The organism is Pseudomonas xantholysinigenes (genome assembly GCF_014268885.2).
GTDB lineage: Bacteria > Pseudomonadota > Gammaproteobacteria > Pseudomonadales > Pseudomonadaceae > Aquipseudomonas > Aquipseudomonas xantholysinigenes.
The window spans coordinates 4,615,033-4,631,514 of the sequence record NZ_CP077095.1; the positions used below are offsets into that span (position 1 = coordinate 4,615,033).

14 protein-coding genes are annotated in these 16,482 nt (G+C 65.2%); 10 read left to right on the plus strand and 4 right to left on the minus strand.

Annotation, left to right across the window (positions count from 1 at the left end; genetic code table 11):
• Nucleotides 1–17: 17 nt before the first annotated feature.
• On the minus strand, nt 18–1,196 hold the full coding sequence (hmpA, locus tag HU772_RS20610) for an NO-inducible flavohemoprotein (RefSeq protein ID WP_186658846.1): 1,179 nt from the start codon (nt 1,194–1,196) through the stop codon (nt 18–20).
• 154 nt (nt 1,197–1,350) lie between these two features.
• Here hmpA and norR point away from each other — a divergent pair, with 154 nt between their 5' ends.
• The 4 genes from norR (at nt 1,351) to HU772_RS20630 (ending at nt 5,171) form a co-directional block, all read left to right on the plus strand.
• Nucleotides 1,351–2,901: a nitric oxide reductase transcriptional regulator NorR gene (gene norR, locus HU772_RS20615; RefSeq protein ID WP_186658849.1), complete on the plus strand. Its 1,551-nt coding sequence runs from the start codon at nt 1,351–1,353 to the stop codon at nt 2,899–2,901.
• Nucleotides 2,902–3,137: 236 nt separating this feature from the next.
• Nucleotides 3,138–4,037, plus strand: coding sequence for a chemotaxis protein (locus HU772_RS20620; protein WP_186658852.1), 900 nt, complete (start codon nt 3,138–3,140; stop codon nt 4,035–4,037).
• Between the two features lie 88 nt (nt 4,038–4,125).
• Entirely contained in the window at nt 4,126–4,440 is a 315-nt protein-coding gene (locus tag HU772_RS20625; RefSeq protein ID WP_186658855.1) for a hypothetical protein, read from the plus strand.
• On the plus strand, nt 4,437–5,171 hold the full coding sequence (locus HU772_RS20630; RefSeq protein ID WP_186658858.1) for a YkgJ family cysteine cluster protein: 735 nt from the start codon (nt 4,437–4,439) through the stop codon (nt 5,169–5,171). The genes HU772_RS20625 and HU772_RS20630 overlap by 4 nt, the downstream gene beginning before the upstream one ends.
• Before the next feature lie 296 nt (nt 5,172–5,467).
• Here HU772_RS20630 and HU772_RS20635 read toward each other — a convergent pair whose 3' ends face one another.
• Entirely contained in the window at nt 5,468–7,051 is a 1,584-nt protein-coding gene (locus HU772_RS20635; protein ID WP_186658861.1) for a methyl-accepting chemotaxis protein, read from the minus strand.
• Nucleotides 7,052–7,272: 221 nt separating this feature from the next.
• Here HU772_RS20635 and HU772_RS20640 point away from each other — a divergent pair, with 221 nt between their 5' ends.
• The 6 genes from HU772_RS20640 (at nt 7,273) to HU772_RS20665 (ending at nt 15,631) form a co-directional block, all read left to right on the plus strand.
• The gene (locus HU772_RS20640) at nt 7,273–8,436 is read left to right on the plus strand and encodes an efflux RND transporter periplasmic adaptor subunit (RefSeq protein ID WP_186658863.1); all 1,164 of its coding nucleotides are present in this window, start codon (nt 7,273–7,275) and stop codon (nt 8,434–8,436) included.
• Nucleotides 8,433–11,525 (plus strand): multidrug efflux RND transporter permease subunit, encoded by a 3,093-nt coding sequence (locus tag HU772_RS20645; protein ID WP_186658866.1) that lies wholly within the window; start codon nt 8,433–8,435, stop codon nt 11,523–11,525. Before HU772_RS20640 ends, HU772_RS20645 begins: the two co-directional genes overlap by 4 nt.
• Nucleotides 11,526–11,534: 9 nt before the next feature.
• Nucleotides 11,535–12,209 (plus strand): heavy metal response regulator transcription factor, encoded by a 675-nt coding sequence (locus HU772_RS20650; protein WP_186658869.1) that lies wholly within the window; start codon nt 11,535–11,537, stop codon nt 12,207–12,209.
• 127 nt (nt 12,210–12,336) lie between these two features.
• Nucleotides 12,337–13,761 (plus strand): heavy metal sensor histidine kinase, encoded by a 1,425-nt coding sequence (locus HU772_RS20655; protein ID WP_225923064.1) that lies wholly within the window; start codon nt 12,337–12,339, stop codon nt 13,759–13,761.
• A gap of 130 nt (nt 13,762–13,891) precedes the next feature.
• A complete protein-coding gene (locus HU772_RS20660; protein WP_186658872.1) occupies nt 13,892–14,116 on the plus strand; it encodes a hypothetical protein in 225 nt (74 codons plus the stop codon).
• Between the two features lie 204 nt (nt 14,117–14,320).
• On the plus strand, nt 14,321–15,631 hold the full coding sequence (locus HU772_RS20665; protein ID WP_186658875.1) for an OprD family porin: 1,311 nt from the start codon (nt 14,321–14,323) through the stop codon (nt 15,629–15,631).
• A gap of 145 nt (nt 15,632–15,776) precedes the next feature.
• Here HU772_RS20665 and HU772_RS20670 read toward each other — a convergent pair whose 3' ends face one another.
• Nucleotides 15,777–16,028, minus strand: a complete 252-nt coding sequence (locus tag HU772_RS20670) for a DUF3077 domain-containing protein (RefSeq protein ID WP_186658878.1) — start codon at nt 16,026–16,028, stop codon at nt 15,777–15,779.
• Nucleotides 16,025–16,264, minus strand: coding sequence for a hypothetical protein (locus HU772_RS20675; protein WP_062575113.1), 240 nt, complete (start codon nt 16,262–16,264; stop codon nt 16,025–16,027). The genes HU772_RS20670 and HU772_RS20675 overlap by 4 nt, the downstream gene beginning before the upstream one ends.
• Nucleotides 16,265–16,482: the final 218 nt, after the last annotated feature.

A 16,482-nucleotide genomic window follows, 5' to 3' on the forward strand; every position in this document is an offset into this window, starting at 1 on the left:
ATTTCCAGCCGAACCGGTTACTCCAGCGCCGCCGCCGGCCCGAAGAACTCGTAGCGAGCTTGCCCTTCCGGCACCCCCAACCCCTTGAGCTGGCGCTTGATCGCGGCCATGAAGCCCTTCGGCCCAAGGAAGTAGGCATCGATGTCACGCTCACGCGGCAGCCACTCGGCCAGCAGCGCCTGGTCCAGCAGGCCCACGGCGTCGGCGGCCTGGCTGCCATCTTCCTCGGCGTAGCAATAGAAGCGCTTGAGCTGCGGGTGACGCGCCGCCAGGCCGTCGATCCAGTCGCGGAACGCATGCACCGCGCCATTGCGCGCACAGTGGATGAAGTGCACCGGACGCTCGGTCTTGAGCGCGGCCTCGAGCATCGCCAGGGTCGGGGTGATACCCACGCCGCCACTGATCAGCACCAACGGCTTGGCGCTGGCGGCCAGGGTGAAGTCACCGGACGGCGGGAACAGTTGCAGGGTGTCGCCCACCATCAACCCGTCGTGCAGGTAGTTCGAGACCTTGCCACCCGCCTCGCGCTTGACGCTGATGCGGTACTGTTCGCCGTCGCACAGGGCCGACAGCGAGTAGTTGCGGCGCTGTTCCTGCCCATCGATGTCCAGCTTGAGGCCAATGTACTGGCCCGGCTCGGCCTTGAGCACCGGCTTGCCATCGACCGGGGCGAAGTAGAACGAGACGATCTCGCTGCTTTCCTGCTCGCGGCGCACCAGGCGGAATTCGCGGGCACCGCGCCAGCCGCCGACGGCCTCTTCCTTCTGCTGGTACAGGTTCTCCTCGGCGCCGATGAGGATGTCGGCCAGCTGGCCATAGGCAGCGGCCCAGGCCGCGATCACTTCAGCAGTGGCGATCTCCTTGCCCAACACTTCCTCGATGGCGCGCAGCAGGCAGCTGCCGACGATCGGGTAGTGCTCGGGGAGAATCTGCAAGGCCACGTGCTTGTTGATGATCTGCCCGACCAGGCCGCCCAGCTGCTCGAGCTGGTCGATGTGGCGGGCGTACATCAGCACGCCATTGGCCAGGGCGCGGGGTTGGTCACCGCTGGCCTGGTGAGCCTGGTTGAACAGCGGGCGTACTTCGGGGAACTCGCTGAGCATCATCTTGTAGAAGTGGGTGGTCAGGGCCTCGCCGCCGCTTTCCAGCAGGGGCACGGTGGCTTTGATGATTGCACGTTGTTCGGCATTGAGCATTACGACAACTCCTGAGCCTATGGCTTCGAATGGTTGCGTAGGCTATTTCAGCAATCGTGCCAACTTTGATCGTCAATGAAACCGGGGGTTTTCATTGACCGGTGTCAAAAGGACACACCCAGGCGTATAGTCATTACGACCAACAGGAGTCCATATGACTGCAAAACCCCTGCTCACCGCCCTCCTCCCCCTGGTGAGCGACCTGTCCCGCGACCTCCCCGACCAGGAACGCTACCGCCGACTGCTCCAGGCCATGCGCGGCCTGCTGCCGTGCGATGCCGCGGCGTTGCTGCGCCTGGACGGTGAATGGCTGGTACCGCTGGCAGTGGACGGCCTGTCGACGGATACCCTCGGCCGGCGCTTCCGGGTCAGCGAGCACCCACGTTTCCAGGCCCTGCTCAGCCGTCCCGAGCCCACCCGCTTCCCCAGCGACAGCCCGCTGCCCGACCCCTACGACGGGCTGGTCGACGCCGCCCATGTGGACCTTGAGGTCCACGACTGCATGGGTTGCCCGCTGATGGTCGATGAACGGCCCTGGGGCCTGCTGACCCTCGACGCCCTCACCGCCGGCCAATTCCAGAGCCTTGAGCTCGAGGCCCTGCAAGCCTTCGCCAGCCTCGCCGCTGCCACGGTCACCGTGGCCGAGCGCATCGAGCACCTGGCCCTGCGCGCCGAGGACGAGCACCAGCGCGCCGAGGTGTATCGCCAGGCCAGCGGCCAGGACAAGGAACTGATTGGCCAGAGCAAGGCGCACAAGCGCCTGGTTGAAGAAATCCGCCTGGTCGGCGGCAGCGACCTGACCGTGTTGATCACCGGCGAGACCGGCGTGGGCAAGGAGTTGGTGGCCCAGGCCCTGCACCGCGCCAGCAGCCGGGCTGACAAACCACTGATCAGCCTCAACTGCGCCGCCCTGCCCGACACCCTGGTCGAGAGCGAACTGTTCGGCCACGTGCGTGGCGCCTTTACCGGCGCCCACGGCGAGCGCCGGGGCAAGTTCGAACTGGCCAATGGCGGCACACTGTTCCTGGATGAGGTTGGCGAATTGCCGCTGGCGGTACAGGCCAAGCTGCTGCGGGTCTTGCAGAGCGGGCAGTTGCAGCGCCTGGGCTCGGACCGTGACCACCAGGTGGATGTGCGCCTGATCGCGGCGACCAACCGCGACCTCGCCGAAGAGGTGCGCAGCGGCCACTTCCGCGCCGACTTCTATCACCGCCTGAGCGTATACCCGCTGCAAGTACCGCCGCTGCGCGAGCGCGGCCGCGATGTGTTGCTGCTGGCCGGGTATTTCCTCGAACAGAACCGCTCACGCCTGGGCCTTGGCAGCCTGCGCCTGTCGAGCGAGGCCCAGGCCGCGCTGTTGGCGTACGACTGGCCGGGCAACGTGCGCGAGCTGGAACACCTGATCGGTCGCTCGGCGCTCAAGGCCCTGGGGCAACACGGACAGCGGCCGAAGATCCTCACCCTGGAGGCGGCCGATCTCGACCTGCGCAACGTGGCGCCAACCCCGCAGGTAGAAACCGAGGTGCCGTCGCTCGACGTGCCATTGCCCGAGGGCGGGTTGCGCGAGGCGGTGGATGACTATCAGCGGCAGATCGTCGAGGCCTGCCTGAATCGCCACGGCGACAACTGGGCTGCCGCGGCGCGGGAGCTGGGGCTGGACCGGGCCAACCTGAGCCGGTTGGCCAAGCGATTGGGACTGCGCTAGCTTCAGGCCATGCGCAGTCCCTGTAGGAGCGGCCTTGTGTCGCGAAAGGGCTGCGCAGCGGCCCCTATATCGATGAAACGCTGAAACTGCCGGGGCCGCTTCGCGGCCCTTTCGCGACACAAGGCCGCTCCAGTTACAGCTTCGCGATGCACCGCAAATAGCAAACTAAGCTAAAGCCTGACGCCAAAAAGCCGATAACCCGGCATCCTCCCCCTCATTTATAGCGAAGGTTGCCCATGGCCACGCAAAAAGCCCGCGCGGACTCCTTGTCCCTGCTGCTGTTCACCCTGCGCAGCGGCAAGCTGATGGCAATCAACCTGCTCAAGGTCAGCGAGATCATTCCCTGCCCGCCGCTGACCAAGCTGCCGGAGGCCCACCCGCACGTCAAAGGCGTGGCCACCCTGCGCGGCAACTCGCTGTCGGTGATCGACCTGTCCCGCGCCATCGGCGAAATGCCCCTGGCCGACCCCGACGGCGGCTGCCTGATCGTCACCGAGATCAGCCGCTCGCGCCAGGGCCTGCATGTACAGGCGGTGAGTCGTATCGTTCATTGCCTGAGCACCGACATCAAGCCGCCGCCCTACGGCTCGGGCAACCGCTCGTTCATCACCGGCGTGACCCGGGTCGACAACACCCTGGTGCAGGTGCTGGACATCGAGAAGGTCATCCACGGCATCGCCCCGCCGCCGCACGAGCCGCACCCGGGCGAAGTCAGCGAGGAAGATGCCAGCCTGTTGGCCGCCGCCAACATCCTGGTGGTGGACGACAGCCAAGTGGCCCTGCAGCAGTCGGTGCACACCCTGCGCAACCTCGGCATCGACTGCCATACCGCGCGCAGCGCCAAGGATGCGATCAACGTGCTGCTGGAGCTGCAAGGCACCGACAGGGAGATCAACATCATCGTCTCCGACATCGAGATGTCCGAGATGGATGGCTTCGCCTTCACCCGAACCCTGCGCGAAACGCCCGATTTCCAGCATCTGTACATTCTCCTGCACACCTCGCTGGACAGTGCGATGAGCGGCGACAAAGCCAAGGCGGCCGGAGCCAATGCAATCCTCACCAAGTTCTCTTCGCCCGAGCTGACCAACTGCCTGGTAACGGCGGCGCGAGCAGTGGTGTTCGAAGAGCGCTGACATATCCAGTCAGGATTTTCCTGGCTTGATGCAGGAAAATGTTCGGGCATAATTCGCGCCCTTCGGATGTTCATTGCCGGTATCGCGTATGAAATATCTCAGCTCCGTCCTGATCACCTGCGCCCTGCTCACCAGCACCGCAGCCCATGCCTCCAGTAGCCAGGCCTGGAACGACCAGCGCCAGCAGATGCTCAAGGCCTGCCTCGCCGCCAGCCAGTTCAAGGACGCCCACGCCCTGGGCAAGCCCGCCGAGTTCGACGACCAGGTCGGCTACAGCGCGCTGCTGATCGAAGGTGTCTACCCACAGAAGCACATGAACAACCGCAGCGGTACCGAGCTGTGCCTGTACAGCCGCCAGCAACAGCATGCGGTCGTCACCGAGTGGAACCCAGGCAAGCCGTGAGCGACAGCATTCGTTTCGCTTGCACCGGATGCGGTAGATGCTGCACCGGCCACCACGTACCACTGACCCTGGCCGAAGCCCGGCAATGGGCGCTGTCCGGTGGCCAGGTGATCGTGTTGATCGAAGGCTTCATCGCCGATGGCCCGGGCATTCCAGCCGACCAACGCGAGCATGTGCTGCGCCGCTCATACCCGGTGTCCTGTGGCGCCGGGCAGTTGCACGTATCGGTGACCTTCGCCGCGTTCAACCCGGGGCGCTGCCGCAACCTCGACGCCGATGACCTGTGCAGCATCTACGACAACCGGCCACTCGTCTGCCGGATCTACCCGGCGGAGATCAACCCGCACCTGCCGCTGCGACCGGAAAACAAAGACTGCCCGCCAGAAGCCTGGGAACAAGGGCCAGAGCTGATCCATGGCAAGCTGCTGGTGGATGAGGGCCTGCGCGCCTTGATCGAGGCCTCGCGCCAGGCGGACCGTGAGGATATCGCGGCCAAGGTGGCGATCTGCGAGGCGCTGGGGATCACCACCAGTGCGTTGAAGGGCAACGGCTTCACCGCCTGGTTGCCGGACATGGCGGCGTTTTCGGCGGTGCTGGAACAGGTGCCAACTGCGGTTGATGCCCCTTGGTCAGTGCATGTGCAAGACGCCGAGCTGACAGCCCAATTGCACCAGCATGGACTGCAACTCACCGCTGATACTCCGCTTTATTACGCCTTCATCGGGTTCTAGTTCATCGCGCTCGCCCGGGCACCTCGGGGCATGTACTGCACCTGTGGGAGCGGGCTTGTCGGACCGCCGCACCGCCGCGAAGCAAGCGACGCGGTGCCTGGCACCGGCTACGCCGGTGTTCGCGGGTAAACCCGCTCCCACAGGGATCGCGCTAGCTTTAGCAGTTGAGCAAAACAGTTGCTCCCACAGCGACCGCGCCGGCTTCAGGGCATGCACCACACCTGTGGGAGCGGGTTTACCCGCGAAGCAGGCGCTGCGGTACATGGCACCGCTCCCACAGGAATCCAAGCAAAACGTCACTGACAACGGCGCCAGAACTCATCCGCCAACCGCCGCAGGTCCGTGGCCAGGTCGGCCACGTCACTGGCGCTGCCGTGGCTGCGCTGGCCCATGCTCACCGTCGCCTCGCTGGCCTGGCGAATGCTGGTGATGTTGCGGTTGATGTTCTCGCTGACCTGGCTCTGCTGCTCCACCGCCGCGGCGATCTGCAAGCTCATCTCGTTGATCTGGTTGACCCGCACGCTGATGCTGTCCAGCGCGTCGCTGGCCAACTGCGCCTGCTCGACGCTGTGCCCGGCATGGGCGCTGCTCTGCTGCATCACCTGCACCGCGGCACGGGCGCCGTCCTGCAGCGCGGCGATCATGCGCTGGATATCGTGGGTCGACTGCGCGGTGCGCTGGGCCAGGCCGCGCACTTCGTCGGCCACCACCGCGAAACCACGGCCCTGGTCACCAGCCCGCGCCGCCTCGATGGCGGCGTTGAGCGCCAGCAGGTTGGTCTGCTCGGCAATGCCGCGGATCACATCGAGCACCCCGGAGATTTCGCTGCTGTGGTTCTCCAGTTGCGCGATCACTTCGCTGGCCTCCACCAGCGAGCCGGCCAGGTCCTGGATCGCACAGCGGTTGCGGTCGACCAGTTGATGCCCGGCCTGGGTCTCGTCCTCGGCCTGGTCGGCGGCCATCGAAGCCATCTGCGCGCTGCTGGCCACCTGGGCGACACTGGCACTCATCTGCTGGATCGCGGTGGCCACCTGGTCCGCTTCGCCCTGTTGTTCCAGGCTGTTGGCATGGCTGCTGTGCAACGCCTCGGCCAAGGCGCCGGAATGCCCGGCCAGGCGTGACGAGGTATCACCGATACGCCCGACTACCGCGCCCAACTGCGCCTTGAGCATGCGCATGGCGAACTCGATCTGGCCCAGGCCATCGCGGCGGCCTGTGTACAACTGCTGGCTCAATGGGTTGTCGGCGATGGCCAGGGCCTGGCGGCGCAGGCGCTCGTAAGGGCGCAACAGCAGCTGGATCGCCAGGCCGCTAAGACCGGCGGCCAAGGCCATCTGCACCAGTGTCACCAGCCACGAGGCGCCATGCCACCACTGCCCGGCACCAATCACCAGCGCGCACACCGCTGCCACTGCCAGCGACAACCGCGCGGCCAGCCCGGCCACCGGCAAACGCGCGCGCCAGTCGCGCCGCCCCTGGCGCAAGCGTGCGTAGCAGCGTTCGGCGGCCTCGACCTGAGCCCTGCCAGGCTTGGTCCGCACCGACTGGTACTCCAGCACCTGCCCGCCGCTGCTGATCGGCGAGACAAAGGCGCTCACCCAGTAGTGATCGCCGTTGTAGCAGCGGTTCTTCACCAACCCCATCCACGAACGCCCGGCCTTGAGCGTCTGCCACATCTGGGCGAAAGCCTCGGGCGGCATGTCCGGGTGGCGGACGATATGGTGGGCGTTGCCCAGCAGTTGCTCGCGGGTAAAACCGCTGACCCGGACAAAATCGTCGTTGGCATAGGTGATACGGCTGTCCAGGTCGGTGGTGGACAGGATGTTGGCGTCGCCGGGGTAATCCACTTCGCGACCGGTAACAGGCATATTGCACTTCATCGGAGGCTCTCGTTGTTGTACGGGAAAATCGGCAGGGCGTACGACTCTAGGGGCAAACGCCGGGGCAATATTGATCCACGGCAGGATATTGGCACTTGGCCATCAATCCGCCGAAACTGACAGCCGTGACAGCCAGGCGTCACGCTGCCGACCCGATAGGCGCGCTATAACCTTGGCTAGCCCAGACCGTTTTCCAGCCCCCGGCCAAGGTACCCGCCCCGATGCGACGTCCGTCTCGCCCCCTCGTTCTTGCCGCCCTGGTCCTGGTGATCCTGGCTGCTGTCGGCTTCTGGCTCAGCCAACGCCGCGTCGCGCCGCCCAACCACATCGCCAATGCAGTGCCGGTACGGGTGGTGACCGTGGCTCAGCAGGATGTGCCGCGCTATCTCAGCGCCATCGGCGCGGTGCTGTCGCTGCACAGCGTCGAAGTACGCCCGCAGGTGGAAGGGGTGCTGAACCAGGTGCTGGTCAAGGAAGGCCAGTGGGTCAAGGCCGGCGACCTGCTGGCCAGCCTCGACGACCGGGCGATCAGCGCCAATCTCGACCAAGCCCGCGCCAGTCTCGGCCAGACCCAGGCGCAGTTGCAGGTGGCCAACGTCAACCTCAAGCGCTACCAACTGCTGAGCAGCGACGACGGCGTGTCGAAACAGACCCTCGACCAGCAACAGGCGTTGGTGAACCAACTGCAGGCAACCCTCAAGGGCAACCAGGCGGCCATCGACAATGCCGCGGTACAACTCAGCTACACGCAGATCCGCTCGCCAGTGACCGGCCGCGTCGGCATCCGCAACGTCGACCCCGGCAACCTGGTGCGCAGCAGCGACACCCAGAGCCTGTTCAGCGTGACCCAGATCGACCCGATCGCCGTGGAGTTCGCCCTGCCCCAACAGCAACTGCCGGTCCTGCAGGGCCTGCTGAAATCGGCCACGCCCGCTGAAGTCGAGGCCTACATGGACGCCAACGGCGAACGCAGCCTGCTCGGCACCGGCCAGCTGATGCTGATCGACAACCAGGTCTCGGCCAACACCGGCACGGTGCGGGTCAAGGCGCAGTTCGACAACAAGGACGGCCGCCTGTGGCCGGGCCAACTGGTGACCGTGCGCCTGCGCACGGCGGTGGACGAGGACGCCCTGGTGGTGCCGCCACCGGTGGTGCAGCGCAGCCTCGACGGCCACTTCGTCTACCGCCTCGAAGGCGACAAGGTGAGCGCCGTGCCAGTCAAGGTGCTGTACCAGGACAGCGCCTTGAACATCGTCGCCGGGGTCAAGGCCGGCGACCGCCTGGTGCTCGACGGCCAGTCGCGGCTCAAGCCCGGCGCCACCGTGGAAGTCGCGCCAGACGCCCCCGCACAGGCGGAAATGGCCGACCGTGGGAGCCAGCCATGAACACCCGCAACGGCGTCTCGGCCTGGTGCATCGATCACCCCATCGCCACCCTGCTGCTGACCTTCGCCCTGGTGCTGCTCGGCGCCATCGCCTTCCCGCGCCTGCCGGTGGCGCCACTGCCCGAAGCGGACTTCCCGACCATCCAGGTCACCGCCCAACTGCCCGGCGCCAGCCCGGAAACCATGGCTTCGTCAGTCGCGACGCCCTTGGAAGTGCAGTTCAGCGCCATCCCCGGCATGACCCAGATGACCAGCAGCAGCGCCCTGGGCTCGACCACACTGATCCTGCAGTTCACCCTCGACAAGAACATCGACACCGCCGCCCAGGAAGTGCAAGCGGCGATCAACACCGCCACCGCGCGCCTGCCTCAGGACCTGCCCAGCCCGCCGACCTGGCGCAAAGTCAACCCCGCCGACAGCCCGGTGCTGATCCTCACCGTCAGCTCGACGCAAATGCCCGGCAACGAACTGAGCGACTACGCCGAAACCCTTCTGGCCCGCCAGCTCAGCCAGATCGACGGGGTCGGACTGATCAACATCACCGGCCAGCTGCGCCCGGCGATCCGCGTGCAGGCGCAACCCGAGAAGCTCGCCGCCATCGGCCTGACCCTGGCCGATATCCGCCAGGCCATCCAGCAGACCAGCCTCAACCTGGCCAAGGGCGCGCTGTACGGCGAACACAGCGTGTCGACCCTGGCCGCCAACGACCAGTTGTTCCACCCCGAGGACTACGCACGGCTGATCGTCAGCTACCGCAATGGCGCGCCGGTGCACCTGTCTGATGTCGCCAAGGTGATCCAGGGCGCCGAGAATGCCTACGTCAAGGCCTGGTCTGGCGAGCAGCCGGGGCTGAACCTGGTGATCTTCCGCCAGCCCGGGGCCAATATCGTCGATACCGTGGACCGGGTGATGGAGGCCCTGCCCCGCCTGCAGCAGATGCTGCCAGCCGCGGTCGAGGTGTCGGTGTTGCAGGATCGCACCCAGACCATCCGCGCCTCGCTGCACGAAGTCGAGCTGACCCTGATGATCGCCGTGGCCCTGGTGATCGGGGTGATGGCGCTGTTCCTGCGCCAGTGGTCGGCGACCTTCATCGTCTCCAGCGTGCTCGGCGTGTCGCTGATCGCCAGTTGCGCGCTGATGTACGTGTTCGGTTTCAGCCTCAACAACCTCACCCTGGTGGCCATCGTCATCGCCGTGGGCTTCGTGGTGGACGACGCCATCGTCGTGGTGGAGAACATCCACCGTCACCTGGAGGCCGGCGACGACAGCCGCACCGCCGCGCTCAAGGGCGCCGGCGAGATCGGCTTCACCGTGGTGTCGATCAGCTTCTCGCTGATCGCCGCGTTCATCCCACTGCTGTTCATGGGCGGGGTGGTCGGCCGGCTGTTCAAGGAGTTCGCCCTGACCGCCACCGCGACCATCCTGATTTCGGTGCTGGTGTCGCTGACCCTGGCGCCGACCCTCGCCGCGCTGTGCATGCGTCGCCCGCCCGCCGAGCAGCACGGCGGCCTTGGCCAGCGCCTGGTGCGCTGGTACGAAAAAGGCTTGGTCCGGGCACTGGCCCACCAGCGCATCACCCTCGCGGTGTTCGGCGTCACCCTGGCGCTGGCGGTGGCCGGCTACGTGGCGATCCCCAAAGGCTTCTTCCCCCTGCAGGACACCGGCTTCATCCTCGGCACCAGCGAGGCGGCGGCGGACGTGTCCTACCCGGCGATGATCGAGAAACACCAGGCCCTGGCCAAGATCATCGAGGCCGATCCTGCGGTGCGCGCCTTCTCCCACTCGGTCGGCGTCACCGGCAGCAATCAGACCATCGCCAACGGCCGCTTCTGGATCGCCCTCAAGCCCCGAGGCGAACGCGATGTGTCGGCCAGCGAATGGATCGACCGCATGCGCCCGAAACTCATGCAGATCCCCGGCATCGTCCTGTACCTGCGTGCCGGCCAGGACATCAACCTCAGCTCCGGCCCTTCGCGCACCCAGTACCAGTATGTGCTCAAGAGCAACGACGGCGTGGCGCTTAACCTATGGACCCAGCGCCTGACCGAGCGCCTGCGCGCCAACCCGGCATTTCGCGACCTGTCCAACGACCTGCAACTGGGCGCCAGCGTCACCCGCATCGACATCGACCGCCAGGCCGCCGCGCGCTTTGGCCTGACCACCACCGACGTCGACCAGGCGCTGTACGACGCGTTCGGCCAACGGCAGATCAGCGAATTCCAGACCGAAACCAACCAGTACAAGGTGATCCTCGAGCTTGATGCGCGCCAGCGCGGCAAGGCCGAGAGCCTCAACTACTTCTACCTGCGCTCGCCGCTGTCCGGCGAAATGGTGCCGCTGTCGGCCCTGGCCCATGTCGCGCCGCCCAGCACCGGGCCGCTGTCGATCAGCCACGACGGCCTGTTCCCGGCGGCCAACCTGTCGTTCAACCTGGCCCCGGGCGTGGCCTTGGGCGATGCGGTGCAGATCCTCGAACGCACCCAGCGCGAGCTGGGCATGCCCGATTCCATCGCCGGCAACTTCCAGGGCGCGGCCCAGGCCTTCCAAAGCTCGCTGTCGAGCCAGCCCTACCTGATCCTCGCCGCGCTGGTGGCGGTGTACATCATCCTCGGCGTGCTCTACGAGAGCTTCGTGCACCCGCTGACCATCATCTCCACCCTGCCCTCGGCAGGCCTCGGCGCGCTGATATTGCTATGGGCCATGGGCCAGGACTTCACCATCATGGGCTTGATCGGCGTGGTGCTGCTGATCGGCATCGTCAAGAAGAACGGCATCCTGCTGATCGACTTTGCCCTCGACGCCCAGCGCCACCAGGGCCTGACGCCTGAGCAGGCGATTCGCCAGGCATGCCTGGTACGCTTCCGGCCGATCATCATGACCACCCTGGCCGCGCTGCTCGGCGCCGTGCCGCTGATGTTCGGCTTCGGCACCGGCGCCGAGCTGCGCCAGCCACTGGGCATCGCCGTGGTCGGCGGGCTGCTGGTGAGCCAGGCGCTGACGCTGTTCACCACCCCGGTCATATACTTGGCCCTGGAGCGCCTGTTCCACCGCCGCCGGGCCGCCGTTGCCCCCGCGCCGACCGCCAGTTGAGACAAGACCATGCGTGTGCTGATCATCGAAGACGAAGAAAAAACCGCCGATTACCTGCATCGCGGCCTCACCGAGCAGGGCTTTACCGTCGACCTGGCGCGCGACGGTATCGACGGCCTGCACCTGGCCCTGGAAGGCGACTACGCGGTGATCGTGCTCGACGTCATGCTGCCGGGCCTGGATGGCTACGGCGTACTGCGCGCGCTGCGCGCGCGCAAGCAGACGCCGGTGATCATGCTCACTGCCCGCGAGCGGGTCGAGGACCGCATCCACGGCCTGCGCGAAGGCGCCGACGACTACCTGGGCAAGCCGTTCTCGTTCCTCGAACTGGTCGCCCGGCTGCAGGCCCTGACCCGGCGCAGCGCGATCCACGAACCCTTGCAGATCCAGGTTGCCGACCTGTGGATCGACCTGATGGCGCGCAAGGCTACCCGTGCGGGATCGCGCCTGGAACTGACCGCCAAGGAGTTCTCGCTGCTCAGCGTGCTGGCCCGGCGCCAGGGCGAGATCCTGTCCAAGACCGCCATCGCCGAACTGGTCTGGGACATCAACTTCGACAGCGACGCCAATGTCGTCGAGGTGGCCATCAAGCGCCTGCGCGCCAAGCTCGACGGGCCGTTCGACAACAAGCTGCTGCATACCATTCGAGGCATGGGTTATGTCCTTGAGAACCGTGGCCAGTGACGGTCCTGTGGGAGCGGGTTTACCCGCGAAGAGGCCTCCTCGGCGCCTGGCACCGGCTGCGCCGGTGTTCGCGGGTAAACCCGCTCCCACAGGGGCTGCGCCACGGCATCCAGCGAGTAGGCGGTAAATGATGATTCCAAGCCTTTTGCCCAGCAAACCCGGCAACTCCATCGCCCTGCGCCTGTCGGCGCTGTTCACCCTGGTGGCGCTGGCCGTGTTCGTGCTGATCGGCAGCGCCTTGTACCGCCAGGTCGACCGCAGCCTCGACCTGCTGCCCGAAGCCGAGCTGGACGCACGCTTCAGCGTGCTCGAATCCACCCTCAACCGCTACGGCACCGCCGAGCACTGGGCCAAGATCAACAACAAGCTCAACCTGCTCAGCGAAGAAGACCGGCGCATTCGCTTCTGGGTAGTGAGCAGCGACCCGGCCTTCGAGTACGGTCATCCCACCGAGCAGGTGCGCGGCTTCGCCGAGGGCGCGCCGGGCATGCGCGACCTGCGCCTGAGCGACAGCCCCTACCCCTACAAGGTGCTGGTCAGCGAGCTGCCGGCGCTGGGCGAGCGCCCGCCGCTGCGCTTTCTGATCGGCATCGACACCGAAACCTTCTGGCAGGCCCAGCACAGCCTGCTGGTGGCCATCGTCGGCCTGGCGGTGCTGGGCGTGCTGCTGGCCTCGCTGCTCAGCTACTGGGTCGCGCGCATCGGTCTCAAGCCCTTGCAGGCCCTCTCGGACGAGGCCCAGACCCTGGCCCCGCCACGCCTGGACGGACGCCTGCAAACCCACGACCTGCCGCCGGAACTGGCGCAGTTCGCCGGTGCCTTCAACGCCGCCCTCGACCGGGTCAGCCAGGCCTACACGCAACTGGAGGCGTTCAATGCCGACGTCGCCCACGAACTGCGCTCGCCACTGACCAACCTGATCGGCCAGACCCAGGTCGCCCTGACCCGCGGACGTAGCGCCGAGCATTACTTCGAGGTGCTGCAATCGAACCTCGAGGAGCTGGAGCGCCTGCGCAGCATCATCAACGACATGCTGTTCCTGGCCAGCGCCGACCAGGGCAGCAAGGCCACCGCGCTGACCCAGGCGTCGCTGGCCGAGGAAGTGGCCACCACCCTGGACTACCTCGACTTTATCCTTGAGGACGCCCAGGTCAGTGTCCGGGTCAGCGGCGACGCCCAGGCCTGTATCGAAAAAGCCCAGTTGCGCCGGGCGCTGATCAACCTGCTGAACAACGCCGTGCAGCACACCGCGCCGCACCAGGTGATCGAGGTGCGCATCGATGCCGGTGAGCAGGAGGTGAACATCGCCGTCAGCAACCCCGGCCCGGCGATCGCCGACGAACACCTGGCGCTGCTGTTCGAGCGCTTCTACCGGGTCGATGCCGCCCGAAGCAACAGTGGCGGAGGTAACCACGGCTTGGGCCTGGCGATCGTCAAGGCCATCGCGCGGATGCATGGCGGCGATGTTTTCGTGCGCAGCCAGGCCGGTGCCAATACCTTCGGCATCAGCCTGCCGAACGCTCAACTACGCGGGTTTGCGGTAAAAATCTGAAACATTTACCGGCCACCATTACCTTTTATGCAACAGTGCTTATCCAAACAGACGCTGTTTCCCGGGTATTTACAGGACTAACTTTAGCCCCGTCATCACTCGCACTTGCTTTGCAAGAAGGTTGCATCAAATGTCCAACAGTATGGGTATTGCCAGCGTATTCGTCCTGTCTTCCCTGTTGTTGTCGCCCCTGGCCATGGCCGAAGAATCCCCGGCCTTCGTCGCCCGTAACGCCGAACTTGCCGCCGTCCATCAAGAGGCGCGCGAAGCCTATGCCGCGAAGCAGGCCGACACGGTCAAAGACTCGCAGCAGACAGCTTCCAAGGTTTCCGCCAACAGCGATGCCGATAGCTGAAGCACCACCGCCGATTTCGAAGTTTTCCCTTGGCTACACCATGGGCACCGCCTGTGACGATATGTTAGCCTTTCAAAGCCGCTGCCAATCAGCGGCTTTTTTTATGTGTCGAAAATATCAGCCAGGCTATTACGTCTCTCATTAGAAGCTCACAGACACGACAATAAAAACTGCCCCATCGCTTGACCAAAGGAGTTTGTACCGGTGCTTTCCGCGTTTCGTTTCACCCCGTTGTTCGTTGCGTTGGCCGCAACGATTCCCGTCGCCGCCCAGGCCGAAGAAGAGAAGGCCGAAGGTTTCATCGAAGGGTCTTCGCTCAACCTGCATTTTCGCAATGCGTACTTCAATCGCAACGAGAAGAACCGCCAGGTAGAGGACAAACGTGAGTGGGGCCAGGGCGCCGTGGCGCGCTTCGAGTCCGGCTACACCCCAGGCACCATCGGCTTTGGCCTCGACGCCCACGCCATGATCGGCCTGAAGCTCGACGGTGGCTCCGGCCACGCCGGCACCTCGATCCTGCCGAGCGAGCCTGGCGACAAAGCCCGCCATGCCTTCTCCACCGCTGGCGGCGCGATCAAGATCAAGGGCTTCGACACCGAGTTCAAGGCCGGTGACCTGTTCCTCACCAACCCGGTGATCGCCGGTGGCGAGACGCGCATGCTGCCGCAGACCTTCCGCGGCGTCGCGGTGACCAACAACAGCATCGACGGGCTGATGCTCGAAGGCGGCAAGGTCAGCTTCACCAAGCCGTACAACCAGAGCGGCCACCGCCGCATCAACACCTACTACAGCAACCAGACGCCTGAGCAGGACAGCCAGAACCTGAGCTGGGCCGGCGCATCGTGGAGCGGCACCGAGAACATCACCGCCAATGTCTACGCCGCCGAGCTGAAGGACATCTGGAACCAGTACTATGCCGACTTCGACTACACCTACGCGGTCAACGACCTGGTCAGCCTGAACCCAGGCGTGCACTTCTACCACACCCAGGACACCGGCCAGTCGAAGCTGGGCAGCATCGACAACAACACCTGGAGCGTGCACTTCACCGTGGCCGCCGGGTACCACAGCGTCACCGCCGCCTACCAGCGGGTCAACGGCAACACCCCGTTCGACTACATCAACCTGGGCGACAGCATCTTCCTCGACAACTCGCGCATGTACTCGGACTTCAACGCGCCGAACGAACGCTCGTGGAAACTGCAGTACGACTACGACTTCGCCGGCCTTGGCGTGCCAGGCCTGACCTCGTCGCTGTCGTACTCGCGCGGCAAGGCCGACCTGACCAAGGCCAGCCAGAACACCGAGTTCTATGACTTCTACAATCCCGACGGCAAGAACGGCCGGCACTGGGAACGTGACTTCGACCTGAAGTACGTGTTCCAGGAAGGCCAGCTCAAGGACCTGTCGGTGCTGCTGCGCTATGCCACGCACCGGGCCAACGCGGCGTATGCCAGTGAGCAGGACAACGACGAATTCCGCGTGATCGTGGATTACCCGCTGAACGTGTTCTAACGCGGCCCCTGTGGGAGTAGGAGCGGCCTTGTGTCGCGAAAGGGCCGCAACGCGGCCCCAGCTTCCAAAGTGATGCACAGAATGCTGGGGCTGCTTCGCAGCCCTTTCGCGACGCAAGGCCGCTCCTACACCAGCGCTCCCTGCTTCAACAGTTTCTGTTCAAGCCGATCTCCAGGTCATTGATCAGCGCCTTGGCCATGGCGCTGAGCATCCGCGCCGCACTCCCCGCTTTAAGGTCCCCTTCCATTTCCGCCTCGGTGGTCAGGTGCAGGATGCAGTCCTGCAACACCGACAGCTCATCGAATGCCCGGCTCAAGGGCACACCCGGCAGCACGCGATAACACTCCAGGAACGTCTCGTCGCCCGCGGTGACGGGCATATCGGGCTGCTCGCTCATGGCTGCACCTCCAGCGACCTGGCGTGGGCCATCAGGCAGCTCAGCAGCCGGCTGAGGATGGAAATGTTATCCACCAGGATCTCGGGACGCTCATCCACGGGAAAGGCCATGTAGACGTCGCAGGTGCGGGTCATCATGGTCATCAGGACAGCGGCATGCTCCCAGACTTCGGCCAGCGGCAGGTGGTCGATGATGGAGATGTAGGGGATGGGGGGATCAGGTACCAGCTTTTTCATAAGCAATTTCCAATGTCGTTAAAGGAAACCGCCAGCACATCCTTTCTCACCAGATAAGGGTGGCAGCCGTACACGGGGTGAGAAAACCGAGGACATTGGAACCCGGCCAGACCGAGGTCTGCCCATGCACGGCTGCCGTAACAGAATGCGGAACCAACATCGTTCGGGTTTCTCACGCCCGGTCACCAAATTTGGCGACCCGACGACGTTAGCCCTGA